The following is a 13,568-nucleotide window of genomic DNA, read 5'->3' as shown; positions in this document are numbered from 1 at the left end:
CTGCACTGTGGTCAGGAATTCTGCGTGAATTAAAATATTTGCGCAGTCATAAATGGGATCTCAGCCTGGTCACAGTTGTACCTGCATTCATTATTGTTTTATTCAGCTGTATGTTTTATCAGGGAAAACCTGATCACTTGCCCATTGCACTGATTGATCAGGATCACAGTGCCTTAAGTCAGACTGTTCAGAAATATATCAGTCATAACAACACACTGAGTATCTATATACAGACTGATAATTTAAAAGAAGCTGAACAGTTACTGAATCAGACCCGAATCTGGGGCTATGTCCTGATTCCACCTGGTGCGGAACAGCGTCTTGTTCAGGCAAAAGATGCTGAGATTGCAATTGCATTCAATCAGAGTTATTTCAGTGTGGGCAACACTATTTCATCTGCCATGCTGGTCAGTACATTACAGGCAACATCAGATTTTATGGGAAGCAGTTTTCTTGAACAGAAAATTCCTTTTATTGAAGCCCCTACCCCGCATGTCAAAATTTCAGCACTGTATAACCCAGGTTTAAGTTATGAGTTTTATCTTGAACCTTTTATGATTCCAGCCATCTTACATCTGTTGCTCTGCTGCTGTGTTGCTTTTGCTGTAGGACAGGAATTCAAATTTTCCACTCAGCATCAGTGGACAGCAGGTCAACCCCACTGGGGGGCTTTATTTTCCAAATGTATGACCTATGTGGTGATCTTTACACTATGGACCTGGTTATGGATGCTCTGGCTGATTGAGTTTCGTGGGTGGTTCACCGCAGGTAGCTTATGGCTGATCATGCTGGCTCAGATTCTGTTTTACAGTGCTTACGCCTTTATCAGTGCGACTGTTGTACTGGTAACAGGAAATTTAGCCAAAACTTTCGGCTTTATTGCGGTTTATGGTGGTTCTTCCCTCAGTTTTGCAGGTGTTACCCTTCCCTTAAATAATGCACCCTTATTCACAAAATTCTGGGCGAATATTATTCCTTATACCCCTTATGCAAAACTGCAGACTGAACAATGGGTGATTGGCAGTCCGCTGAATATCTCTGTCATTCCTTTTACTGTTTTACTGTTTTACTGCCTGTTTTATTTTGCAGTCGCAAGCTTGGTTCTGAAAAAGAAAACTGAGGTGTAAGCAATGAAAAAAACAACCTCTTTCTTACACTTTTATATCAGAACATTTAAAGACATAGCCGCCAACAGTTCCATTCTGACGACTCTTATTCTTTCAGTTTTTTTCTACAGTTTTTTTTATCCCACCGCCTATAAAGCAGAACATGCAGAATCACTGCCGATCGTGATTGTTGATGAAGAACAAAGCCTGATGACCTCCACGATTATTCAGGAAGTCTCAAAAAGTCCCAATGTCCGTATTCAGTCCATTACAGGAAACTTTGCTGCTGCTGAGCAGCTGATCCGTGAGCAGAAAGCCGATGGCATACTGCTGCTGCCACATAACCTGTCCAACAGTATTTATCGTGGAGAAACCGGAGGAATAGGACTTTATCTGAGTGCCGCCTATTTTTTAAAAACCAAGCAGATTGGTCTCGGACTGGCAGGTTCAATTGAAAATGCAGTTGCAGAACAGGCTGCAAAATTTGGAAATATTTCCCACTTTTCACCCGCTCTGTCCATCCATCAGATTCCATTATTCAATGTGCTTTCAGGCTATGGCAGCTATATTTTTCCTGCAATTGCTCCTCTGATTATCCATCAGACGATTGTGCTTGGCTTAAGCATGCTGATCGCAGGTTACCGTGAAAAAAAATGGCGACCGTCACACACTGAACTTATAGGTATTTTTACAGCAATACTCACCATCGGCTGTCTGGGATGCTTCTATTTATTTGGATTTACATTCTGGTTTTATGATTATCCGCATGGTGGAAACTTCTGGGGTATGCTGCTTGCTGTGCCTGTCTTTATCAGTTGTATTATAGCCCTGACCCTGCTCATAGCTTCTTTTCTGGATATGCCCGAACGTGCAGGTCATGTCATTGTCTTCAGCTCCATTCCACTGTTTTTACTGTCAGGCACCGCGTGGCCCCATGCTGCCATGCCCCAGTGGATGCAATGGTTGGGCAATATTCTGCCATCCACACAGGGCATACAGATGTTTATCCAGCTAAATCAGATGGGTGTGTCCACCAGCACCGTGATTCCCAAACTGATTTATTTACTGTGCTTTACAGCCTTTTGTCTGATGTGGGCAAACTATAGATTGCGACATAAATAATCATGGTCTGAGATCCGAACAGGTATTTCAAAACCATCTGCATAAAAAAAGAGCACCGAAGCGCTCTTTTTTTATATCTCTGAAAATCAGTCTTCTTCTGACTCTCTCAGATCTGACTCATTTTCTGTTGTATCGACAATGGTCTCATCATCCACGATATGTTCAGATACTTCTGTATTTTCATCTACAATAATATCTTCTTCTTCCACCGCTTCAATTGCTTCCACGCCAACCAGTATTTCGTCCTGACCTAGACGGATCAGACGGACACCCTGTGCATTACGCCCCGTTTCAGCGACTTCTGAAGCACGTGTACGAACCAGTGTTCCACCGTCAGAAATCAGCATCAGCTCTTTGCTTGCATCAATTGCAACAGCACCAACAAGCGCACCGTTACGTTCTGATGTTTTAATTGCAATAACGCCTTTACCGCCACGTTTCTTGGTTGGGAAGTTGTCTACAGGAGTACGTTTACCGTAACCATTTTCAGAAGCACACAGTACTTCACCTGTTTCTGGAACAACAACCAGGGAAACAATACGACTGATAAATGCAGAATCAGAAGTATCTTCATCATCTGATTCAGTGTCGTCAGCCTCTTCGACCTGAGCTGCACCCACCGTTACCCGCATACCACGGACACCTTTTGCAGAACGACCCATCGCACGGACATCAGTTTCAGCAAAGCGGATTGCTTTGCCTTCATTTGAGAACAGCATGATCTGCTGTTCACCGTCTGTGATCGCTACACCAATCAAGGTATCGCCTTCGTTCAGCTCAATTGCACGTAAACCGTTTGAGCGGACATTACTGAACTGTTCCAGTTCAACACGCTTAATCGTACCGAATTCAGTTGCCATAAAGACATAGAAGTTTTTACGGACATTTTCAGCACGTTCTGCAAACTCAGCAACCAGACTGTCATCACTGTCAGAAGCTGTCAGTTCAGCACTGAGTTCTTTCAGCTGGGTACGTAAAGCTGGAGAAAGATCATCCGGATTTTCACCCAGTTCTGCAAATGCAGATTTCAGTGCTTCATAATGTCCATCAATGATGGCATTTTCACGCAGTTTTTCAACGTTGGTACGGACGAAACTACGGAATTCAACCAGGCGCTCAGTGAATTTCTTCGGCGCTTCAATCATCGGCAGAATCGCAGTGATGGTTTCTTCTGCATCCAGTGGCAACAGATTCACCATCGGACGGCCTTTAGCACCGCGGGAAGCCTGAGGTACTTCAAAGACACGTAAACGGTAGACTTTACCGACATTGGTAAAGCAAAGTACGGTTGCATGGCTTGAAGTTACGATCAGATGCTGAATGTAATCATCTTCTTTCATTGAAGTTGCAGATTTACCACGACCACCACGACGCTGTGCGGCATAGTCAGACAATGGCTGAGTTTTAGCATAACCGGTTTTAGATACGGTCAGTACCATCTGCTCTTCTGGAATTAAATCTTCACGAGAGAAATCAATACGCGATTCAACAATTTCAGTTTTACGGGCATCGCCATACTGTTGCAGAATCAGTGAAAGTTCTTCTTTAATCACACCCATCAATAAATTGAAATCATTCAGGATTGCTGTCAGTTCCGCAATCTGACCTAAGATTTCAGTATATTCTGCGTGTAATTTATCCTGTTCCAGACCTGTTAAACGGTGTAAACGCAATTCTAAAATTGCACCAACCTGTGCTGGAGACAAACGGTAAATATCGCCATCCAGACCAAATGGTTTAGACGGATCTTCACCCTCAATTTCATCAGGACGAACTGAAACAGAACCTGCCGCAGCAAGCAAAGCAACCACTCCACCGCCTGCCCATTCACCCGCCTGTAAGCGTTCACGCGCTTCCTGAGGGTTTGCAGAAGTTTTAATGGTTTCAATAATTGCATCAATATTTGCTAAAGCAACCGTCAGACCTTCTAAAATATGTCCACGCTCACGTGCTTTACGCAGCTCAAACATGGTACGACGGGTCACAACTTCCTGACGGTGACGGATAAATGCAGCAATAATATCCTTCAGATTCATTAATTTAGGCTGACCATTATCCAGGCAGACCATGTTAATGCTGAATGAGTTTTCAAGCTGAGTATTCAGGAACAGATTATTGACAATGACTTCAGCGTTTTCACCACGCTTCAGATCAATCGCAATACGCATTCCTTCTTTATCAGATTCATCACGAAGCTCAGAGATACCTTCAAGTTTCTTTTCTTTCACCAGTTCAGCGATACGCTCAATGGTTTTAGCTTTGTTGACCTGATAAGGAATTTCAGTAAAGACAATCGTGCTGCGACCAGACTTCTGATCTTCTTCAATATGGTATTTACCACGGATATGCAGACGACCTTTACCGGTACGGTATGCATCGACAATACCCGATTTACCGTAAATAATACCGCCAGTCGGGAAATCCGGACCCGAAATATGTTCCATCAGACCTTCGATGGCAATATTTGGGTTTTCAGCATATGCAAGGCAGGCATGAATGACTTCAGTCATGTTGTGCGGCGCCATATTGGTCGCCATACCCACTGCAATACCTGTTACACCATTGACCAGCAGGTTGGGAATACGGGTCGGCATAACCTGAGGAATGCGCTCTGAACCGTCATAGTTGTCTTCCCACTCAACGGTATCTTTTTCAAGATCTGCAAGCATTTCATGCGTCAGTTTGCGCATCCGGACTTCGGTATAACGCATTGCTGCTGCACTGTCGCCATCGACAGAACCGAAGTTCCCCTGACCATCCACCAGCTGGTAACGCAAGCTGAAGTCCTGCGCCATACGGACGATGGTTTCGTAAACAGCAAAATCACCATGAGGGTGATATTTACCGATGACATCACCGACAACACGGGCAGACTTTTTGTACGCTTTGTTGTAGTCATTGCCCAGTTCGTGCATTGCGAAAAGCACACGACGATGAACAGGTTTTAGACCGTCCCGAACATCTGGCAATGCACGTGATACGATCACGCTCATTGCATAATCCAGATACGAGTGCTTGAGTTCATCCTCAATGGCAATCGGTCTAATTTCCGATACGCTCATGCATACTCCTTGTTATACAAGCAGAATTCTGCCCGCATTTTATATCGTAAATTCAGTGAAAATTCAGCTCTTAAATCTGAGAGCCAAAATCAAAAATACAGTCGCACAGTATAGCATGGAACAGCGGTTTTTTGTGAGAAGAAGTCCCAACTATAACCATGATTTTTGTGTTTATTTCGACCAGAACAATAGATTGGACACATAAAAAACCTCTCTGTTGAGAGGTTAAAGAAAAACTGAATTTTACGTTGCTGCACAGAATAATTTTTTAAGCTTCGCCCGCAGGTTTTATTTCCTGCTGCTGTTCATTCACAACAGAATGAGCAACCTGCACCTCATTTTTCATCAGCTGAAAGGTCACCATGAATAACCCAAGGATGAGAGGAAACTCATAGAGTTCCTCAATCAGATCTTTATAACTCAGATCATGCAGAAAAACAGAATGAAAGAATCTGCCATGCTCCACACCATCAGAAATGATCAATCCCGCAACTGCCAGCATAAATGCCCACACTGGAACAGCCGATGTTCTGAATTTGATGGCTATTTCTGAGCGTAATGCGCTTGAAAAGAGCATAAACACAACAGGTGCAATAAACAGAACCGAAAGTATATGGAAATAAATCCGCGGCACTTCTGGGAAATAATCACGCCCCCAGCTTGTACTGCGGCCAAAAAGTAAAACCCACCACAGCACTGCCCAAAGCCAGAACTGTTTTTTACCTTCGGCTAAAGCAAATGGCTTCATATAAAAAAAACTGAATCCTGCAAAAAACAACAGCAGGATTGCCTGTATATCTTCCACAGAACGTACAAGCATGCCATCAAATAATGGAATATGCCAATCAGCAAGAAATGGAAATATAAAGCAAAAGACAATAATGACCACTACAGGCCAGGACAGTCGGGTATCAACCAGCACAGCGAACTCCTTACCCGTAGAACAGGGCATGCCTGATGAGTAAAGCCAAAAAAACTTCGCGGATAATATCACAAATAAATCAAATGCATAAGATTAGCATTTTTGTTAATAATAATTGACAATCTCATCACTTTTCTTGTTTTTTATCAGACTTTTATTAATAAAATCTCAACTTAACCCATGATGAGTAACAGTTTTTTAACTGAATATTTTCATTTTAAATAAGTATTTTGATGCATATTTCATGCATTTTTCAGATATTTAAAGAATCATCTCAACAATGAAACACTCCGTTTCATATTTATCACTGTACAGACCATTCCCTTAAATTTTCCAACAAAAAAACGCCTCAGATCAATCTCTGAGACGTTTTTTTGAAACGTTATTACAGAATTACAGTTTAGAAACCAGTTCTGGAACAACAGTATTCAGATCGCCAACTAACCAGTAGTCAGCAACAGCATTGATTGGTGCTTCTTCATCTTTGTTGATCGCAACAATCACTTTAGAATCTTTCATACCCGCCAGATGCTGAATCGCACCAGAGATACCTACAGCGATGTATAGGTCAGGTGCAACGATTTTACCAGTCTGACCAACCTGCATATCGTTTGGAACGAAGCCAGCATCTACCGCAGCACGTGAAGCACCTTGAGCAGCACCAAGCTTATCAGCAAGTGGATCAAGTACTTTGTGGTAGTTTTCACCAGAAGCCACACCACGACCACCAGATACAACGATACGCGCAGCAGTTAATTCTGGACGTTCAGATTTCACGATTTCTTCAGAAATGAACTTGGAAATACCAGTATCACCTGTAGAAGCCGCAGCTTCAACCGCAGCAGAACCACCTTCAGCAGCAACCGCATCAAATGCAGTACCACGAACAGTTGCAACAACAACTGATTCGCCAGATTCTACAGTTGCAATCGCGTTACCTGCATAGATTGGACGTTTGAAAGTCTTAGGACCGTCAACAGCGATGATGTCAGTGATCATGCTTACGTCTAAAAGTGCAGCAGCACGAGGTAAAATGTTTTTACCTGTCGTTGTAGAAGCAGCAAGGATGTGAGAATAACCCGCACCGATAGAAGCAACTAATTTTGCAACGTTTTCAGCCAGCTGATTTGCATAAGCAGCATCATCAGCAAGTAACACTTTTCTTACACCAGCAACTTTAGCAGCAGCATCAGCAACTGCCTGAGCACCAGAACCTGCAACCAATACAGTGATATCACCACCGATTTTCTGAGCAGCCGCTACAACGTTTAATGTTGCACCGTTCAGTGCTTTATTGTCGTGCTCAGCGATAACTAAAATACTCATGATTTTATCCTTCTGTATTAGATCACTTTCGCTTCATTTTTAAGTTTTTCAACAAGCTCGTCTACAGACTTCACCTGTACGCCCGCTTTACGCTCAGCAGGTGGTTCAACTTTAACTGTTTTCAGTTTAGAAGTTGCAGTCACGCCGTAATCTGCAGGTGTTTTAGTATCAAGCGGTTTTTTACGCGCTTTCATAATGTTTGGAAGTGCCGCATAACGTGGCTCGTTCAAACGTAAGTCAGTCGTGATGATCGCAGGAGTGTTCAGCTCTACAGTCTGTAAACCACCGTCAACTTCACGTGTAACCTGTACTTTATCGCCATTTACAGTCACAACTGAAGCGAATGTACCCTGACCTGCGCCAAGTAAAGCACCAAGCATCTGACCAACCTGGTTTGAGTCGTCATCAATTGCCTGTTTACCCAGAAGAACCAGCTGAGGCTGTTCAGCTTCAACGATTCCTTTCAGGATTTTAGCAATTTCAAGCGCACCCAGCTGGCTGTCATCAGCTTCAACCAGAATACCGCTGTCAGCACCAAGCGCCATAGCAGAACGGATCTGTTCCTGCGCTTCTTTAGGACCAATAGAAACAACAACGATTTCTGAAACAGTTCCTTTTTCTTTTAAGCGAACCGCTTCTTCCACTGCGATTTCATCGAATGGGTTAATTGACATCTTAACGTTAGTAAGGTCTACCCCACTATTGTCCGGTTTAACGCGAACTTTAACGTTGGCATCAACCACACGTTTTACAGCAACAAGAGCCTTCATGTAATCCTCGGCTGTTTTAGCAAATGTAAATGTTGAGAAAAGTTATAATAACTCTTCACTTAAAATTTTTTAGGTGTCCTATCTTGCAATGTGTATGGCATTTCGGTCAAGTCACAATTATCGAATACGCTGTAAAAATGCGTAATTTTCCCTGAACGATGCGTTCACACTTTTTAATTCGTGTTGTACTGATAAGAATTAAAGCATGATTCATTAAATTATTAAACATTGATTTATATTGTTTTTCATTCAGATTTAAAACAAAAAAAGGCTGTTTTTAAGATTTGTTTCCAATAAGTAAATACACTCTTTCCTAAGACCAGTATGTGTCAACATGGTATTTACGAACTGTCATTTGAGATAGCTCTTTACCCTTTTCAGGATGTTTTACTCACAAAAAATAACTATTCATTCCTCGATTCTGTAACAAATTACTTTTTTAAGCACATGAAGCACTTATCAGTTACTCACCACCGACTTTATTTCTTATCATGATCCAGTCATTTATATCTTAATTTCTATCCCTTTTCAGGGCATTATTACGCAATTGATAACGGTAAAAGACACCATGAATTACAGTATTGAAACCCCACGACTTATTTTACGTCAGTGGAAGGAGTGCGATTATGCTCATTTTTACAGAATGGGACAGTGCACAGATGTGATGAAATATTTCCCAGGCTTATTGAGCAATGAGCAAAGCAAAGCGCTGGCGGATAAATTCAGAACCATCATAGATACACAGGGCTGGGGGTTCTGGGCAATCGAGTTAAAAGCCAGTCGACAGTTTATTGGGTTTACCGGTTTGTATGATCAGCCTGAACAGTTTTCATTTTCTCCATGTACGGAAACAGGCTGGCGCTTAAGTGCAGACTGCTGGGGACAAGGTTTTGCAACAGAAGCTGCAATAGCGTCTTTGCATTTTGCATTTGAAATTCTGAAAAAAACAGAAATGGTGGCTTTTACCGCCAGCCAGAATAAGCCTTCTCTGGCTGTCATGCACCGTTTAGGAATGGATTATGTTCAGGATTTTGATCATCCTGCATTACAGCAGGATCATCCATTAAGAAAACACTTACTGTATAAAATTACACGTGAAGCGTTTCAAGAAAATCACGGTGAATATGGCTTAAATCAATCAGTTCGTATTGTGCAAGGTTAAAAATTTCCCAGACTTTCTGAAAATCTTCTTTGGTATCAATATGCATGACAGCAACCTTACGCAACTGCCACTGTAAGTCCGAAATCCAGATGTAGTTCTGTTGTGTACCTGCATTGACAGCCTGAAGTTTTCCTTCAGCATTTACACCCTGTACCTGAGTATGTTCAGGCAATACCGATTTAACCTTCGGCAAACTGATTTCAACGAAGTGTTTAATCTGTCTGAGACCATAACCGGCAAAAATGTCTTTTTGTGCCTGAGTAAGCTGATCGTATTTTTCCTGAATATCTGAAATCATTTTCTGCCTGCGCAATCTTCATTCTATTACAGCGGGGCTGACGGGTTGAACGTCGTGACTGATACTCCGTTCTGAACTCATCACACCCTGTTTATGTTTATTGTTTATACCCTAAAAATGCTGTTTGTCTTATTCTACAATAGTTCAAAAAGCCATCTGATTTAATCATTTTCCAAGTCATTTAAACAAAAAATTGCTTGAATTATGTCCTTTTTACACAAAAATTCTAAAACAAGCAATTTTTGCTGACGGATATTTGTTATGTTTTTTTGTGCAGCTGTGCTCGAGGATGTGCCTGATCATAGACCTGTGCAAGATGGTCAAAATCGACATGAGTATAGATTTGTGTCGTACTCAGGTTACTGTGTCCCAGCATTTCCTGAACAGCCCGCAGATCACGACTGCCCGACAGCATATGACTGGCAAAACAGTGCCTTAAAAGGTGTGGATGCAGGTCTACATTGACACCGGCTCTGAGTGCCTGATATTTCACACGGTTTTCAATCTGCCTCGCACCCAGTGGATTTCCTTTTTGTGTGATGAAAACATGTGCCGTTTTAACAAAATCACCATTCCATAATGGATAGACTTTCAGCCAGTGCATCACTGCATCTTTGGCCTTGCTGCCAAACGGAACAATACGGGTCTTGTTTCCTTTACCTGTGATACGCAGCAACTGTCGGTTAAAGTCAATATCACCAATTTTAAGCCCCTGCACTTCTGCCAGACGTAAACCACTAGAGTACAACAGCTCCAGAATCGCTTTATCGCGATACCACATCTGTTTCGGGATATCGGCTTCAGGCTCAGCCTGATCCAGTATCTGATTCACCGTTTCAATATCAATCATGCCGGGTAATGGACGGGACTGCCTTTTCAGTTTGAAATCATCCGCCGGATTAAATGCCAGATACCCACCTTCTTCAGCCCATTTCATAAACTGACGGATGGCAGACAACAGTCTTTGCAGACTGCCTGGACTGAGTTGCTGATACTCTACTTTGTGCGCAAGATACTCACGTAAATCCGTACTTTCAACATCAGCAAGCTGAAGTTTCCGCTCATCGCAGAATTTCAGAAAATCTGAGACATCACGGGTATAGGCGTGCCGAGTATGAGGCGACTGGTTCTGTACCTCCCGCTCTTTCAGCCACATTGTTAAAAGTTCAGATGGATTGATCTGCATATTCTGGTATTTAAAAAGATATTTCTGTCTTTATCATAACGCAGTACTGATCAAATCACGAATACAGATATGCATGCCTGAAACTGGCATTTTATCTGTTCTGTATCAGCTGATTATTTTTCATTATCCACTTATTCACTGTCATCAAAATTAAAAAAGCCCTGAACAGTCAGGGCTTTTAGAGCACATTAAAAATCAGCTCTGGAAATAACGCAGATCAAGACGACCTTCGTAAACGGTTGCTGTTGGTCCAGTCATCCAGACCACATCACCCTCTTTCCATTCAATCTGAAGTTTGCCACCTGCCAGCTCAATCTCAACACTGGAAGCCAGCAAGCCACGGCGCATACCTGAAACAGCTGCAGCACATGCACCAGTACCACACGCCATTGTTTCACCGACGCCACGCTCGAACACACGAAGTCGGGCATGTTTGTCATCCACAATCTGCATAAAACCAGCGTTTACACGTTCTGGAAACCGGACATGCGATTCAACCTGAGGACCAATTTTTGCGACATCCGCTGTCAGTACATCTGATACGATAGTCACTGCATGAGGATTACCCATGTTAACAACATCAATCGTCAGTTTTTCATTGTCCTGAAGATCAATGTCATACAGAGACTCAGGTTCATCGGCTGTAAATGGAATTTCTTCGGGCAGAAATTTCGGGTAGCCCATATTTACACGCACCCAGCCATTTGCACCCAGTTCTGGTTCAACAATGCCTGAACAGGTCTGAACCCGCAGTTTTGTTTTGGTTGTCAGCTGATGTTCATAAACAAAACGTGCGAAACAGCGGACACCATTCCCACACTGCTGAACTTCAGAACCATCTGCATTAAAAATACGGTATTTAAAGTCCACATTTGGAAAATCAGGTGGTTCAACAATCAGCAACTGATCAAACCCGATTCCAAAATGACGGTCCGCCAGCCGACGGATAGTCATTGCATCAAAGTAAGCCCGCTGGCTGATCAGATCGACAACCATAAAGTCATTGCCCAGACCATGCATTTTGGTAAATTCAAGCAGCATCTGTATTACTCCTCAGGCAATAAACTTTCTTTTTCCCACAGTGATTCAATCGTCTCACGCTGACGGATCAGATGTGCCTTTTCACCATCCACCATAACTTCAGCAGCACGACCACGGCTGTTGTAGTTTGAACTCATAACAAATCCGTAAGCACCTGCACCTAGTACAGCAAGGTGATCATTGACCTGAAGTGCAAGCTCGCGCTCTTTACCCAGGAAGTCACCTGTTTCACAGATCGCGCCCACAATATCCCAGGTTTCAGTCTGTACATCTGCTTTTGGTGCAACAACCTGGATATCCATCCATGCCTGATATAAAGATGGGCGGATCAGGTCATTCATTGCAGCATCAATAATGGCAAAGTTACGGTGACTGGTCGGTTTCAGTAAATCCACTTTAGTGACCAGTACACCTGCGTTTGCAGAAATGCTGCGACCAGGTTCCATATAAACTTTTAAACCCAGTTTTTCCAGTGCAGGACGCATGGCATTTGCATATTCAACGACACTCGGTGGAGTTTCATCTTTATAGGTCACACCTAAACCACCACCGATATCAATATGTTTCAGCTGAATACCCATCTCTTTGAGACGGTCAATCATGCTGATCACACGGTCAAGTGCATCCACAAAAGGCTGAGTTTCAGTCAGCTGAGATCCTATGTGGCAGTCAATACCGACTACATCCAGATTTGCCAGTGATGCCGCATACTGATAAGTCTCAAATACAGCATCGGAAGGGATACCAAATTTGTTTTCTTTCAGACCTGTTGAAATATACGGATGTGTTTTTGCATCGACGTCTGGATTGACACGCAGAGAAACTGGCGCTTTTTTATTCATCTGCGCAGCAACTTTCTGAATCCGGTCAAGCTCTGCATAGGACTCAACGTTAAAACAGGCAATACCAACTTCCAGTGCTTTCTGAATATCTGCTTCTGTTTTCCCAAGACCTGAAAATACAATTTTCGACGCATCACCACCGGCAGCCAACACACGTGCAAGCTCACCTCCGGTCACAATATCAAAACCAGAGCCCATTTTTGCAAGAACATTCAGTACCGCAATATTGGAGTTGGATTTCACCGCAAAACAGATCTGATGATCAATAAATTCAAATGCCTTATCCATATCTGAATAATGCTGTTCAAATTTAGCTTTCGAATAAACGTATAGCGGTGTACCAAATTGCTGTGCGAGCTGATCCAGTGAACACTGCTCTGCATGCAATACCCCATTAATGCGGGAGAAACTCATGAATGTATCCTTTCAATAAAAATTTAAAGCGAATTATTCAGTCACTGCTTCAGATGCAGCAACAACGTCAGCCTGACCGGCAGACTCACTGTTTTGAGGAGCCTTTTCTGCTGAGTCTGAATGCAGCAGGTATTTTGCCCGCTTATCATAATCAGGATCTGAAGGCAGTTGTAATGCACCTGTCTGACCACAACCTGCCAGGGCTGAAATCACAGTAATAAGACTCATACAGCCAATAACTGAACGCATCTGACCACCTATTAGTTAATTTTCAGGAAGTATAACCTGATCGGTCGTCTGACCAAAGTGCTAAACGC

The 13,568-nt window shown here is 42.8% G+C and carries 12 protein-coding genes and 1 pseudogene; 4 read left to right on the top strand and 9 right to left on the bottom strand.

From position 1 onward, the window contains the following. Positions 1 to 5 precede the first annotated feature (5 nt). On the top strand, positions 6 to 1,127 hold the full coding sequence (locus CDG61_RS06145; protein WP_087550870.1) for an ABC transporter permease: 1,122 nt from the start codon (positions 6 to 8) through the stop codon (positions 1,125 to 1,127). Positions 1,128 to 1,130: 3 nt separating this feature from the next. Continuing rightward, complete coding sequence (locus CDG61_RS06140; RefSeq protein WP_087550784.1) at positions 1,131 to 2,228, top strand: ABC transporter permease; 1,098 nt, start codon at positions 1,131 to 1,133, stop codon at positions 2,226 to 2,228. Positions 2,229 to 2,314: 86 nt separating this feature from the next. On the opposite strand, the gene gyrA is transcribed toward CDG61_RS06140, so the two are convergent. The 4 genes from gyrA to CDG61_RS06115 form a co-directional block, all read right to left on the bottom strand. After that, the gene (gyrA, locus tag CDG61_RS06135; protein WP_087550783.1) at positions 2,315 to 5,290 is read right to left on the bottom strand and encodes a DNA gyrase subunit A; all 2,976 of its coding nucleotides are present in this window, start codon (positions 5,288 to 5,290) and stop codon (positions 2,315 to 2,317) included. A 268-nt stretch (positions 5,291 to 5,558) separates the two neighbouring features. Continuing rightward, entirely contained in the window at positions 5,559 to 6,212 is a 654-nt protein-coding gene (locus CDG61_RS06125) for a hypothetical protein (protein ID WP_087550782.1), read from the bottom strand. A 393-nt stretch (positions 6,213 to 6,605) separates the two neighbouring features. Beyond that, the gene (locus tag CDG61_RS06120; RefSeq protein WP_087550781.1) at positions 6,606 to 7,538 is read right to left on the bottom strand and encodes an FAD-binding protein; all 933 of its coding nucleotides are present in this window, start codon (positions 7,536 to 7,538) and stop codon (positions 6,606 to 6,608) included. Between the two features lie 17 nt (positions 7,539 to 7,555). Continuing rightward, positions 7,556 to 8,308: an electron transfer flavoprotein subunit beta/FixA family protein gene (locus CDG61_RS06115; protein WP_087550780.1), complete on the bottom strand. Its 753-nt coding sequence runs from the start codon at positions 8,306 to 8,308 to the stop codon at positions 7,556 to 7,558. 568 nt (positions 8,309 to 8,876) lie between these two features. Here CDG61_RS06115 and CDG61_RS06110 point away from each other — a divergent pair. Then, positions 8,877 to 9,470 carry a GNAT family N-acetyltransferase gene (locus tag CDG61_RS06110; RefSeq protein WP_087550779.1) on the top strand — a complete coding sequence of 198 codons (594 nt, stop codon included), beginning with the start codon at positions 8,877 to 8,879 and terminating at the stop codon, positions 9,468 to 9,470. Here the strand turns inward: CDG61_RS06110 and CDG61_RS06105 are convergent. The 4 genes from CDG61_RS06105 to lysA all read right to left on the bottom strand — a co-directional run bounded on the left by CDG61_RS06105 (position 9,397) and on the right by lysA (position 13,224). After that, complete coding sequence (locus CDG61_RS06105) at positions 9,397 to 9,768, bottom strand: hypothetical protein (protein ID WP_087550778.1); 372 nt, start codon at positions 9,766 to 9,768, stop codon at positions 9,397 to 9,399. The two genes, CDG61_RS06110 and CDG61_RS06105, sit on opposite strands and share 74 nt — an antisense overlap. 259 nt (positions 9,769 to 10,027) lie before the next feature. Then, positions 10,028 to 10,954 (bottom strand): tyrosine recombinase XerC, encoded by a 927-nt coding sequence (locus CDG61_RS06100; RefSeq protein WP_087550777.1) that lies wholly within the window; start codon positions 10,952 to 10,954, stop codon positions 10,028 to 10,030. Between the two features lie 195 nt (positions 10,955 to 11,149). After that, positions 11,150 to 11,995, bottom strand: coding sequence for a diaminopimelate epimerase (gene dapF / locus CDG61_RS06095; protein ID WP_087550776.1), 846 nt, complete (start codon positions 11,993 to 11,995; stop codon positions 11,150 to 11,152). A 5-nt stretch (positions 11,996 to 12,000) separates the two neighbouring features. Then, the gene (lysA, locus tag CDG61_RS06090) at positions 12,001 to 13,224 is read right to left on the bottom strand and encodes a diaminopimelate decarboxylase (protein WP_394357258.1); all 1,224 of its coding nucleotides are present in this window, start codon (positions 13,222 to 13,224) and stop codon (positions 12,001 to 12,003) included. Between lysA and CDG61_RS17795 the strand changes: the two are divergent. Then, positions 13,220 to 13,270, top strand: a pseudogene (locus CDG61_RS17795) (hypothetical protein); the annotation flags it as partial. The gene lysA and the pseudogene CDG61_RS17795 sit on opposite strands and share 5 nt — an antisense overlap. A gap of 14 nt (positions 13,271 to 13,284) precedes the next feature. Here CDG61_RS17795 and lptM read toward each other — a convergent pair. Beyond that, positions 13,285 to 13,500 (bottom strand): LPS translocon maturation chaperone LptM, encoded by a 216-nt coding sequence (lptM, locus tag CDG61_RS06085; RefSeq protein WP_087550775.1) that lies wholly within the window; start codon positions 13,498 to 13,500, stop codon positions 13,285 to 13,287. Positions 13,501 to 13,568: the final 68 nt, after the last annotated feature.

The organism is Acinetobacter sp. WCHAc010052 (assembly GCF_002165295.2).
In the GTDB taxonomy this organism is placed as follows: domain Bacteria; phylum Pseudomonadota; class Gammaproteobacteria; order Pseudomonadales; family Moraxellaceae; genus Acinetobacter; species Acinetobacter chinensis.
The sequence above is the reverse complement of the archived record's forward strand: the minus strand, read 5'-3'. Positions and strand labels throughout refer to the sequence as shown.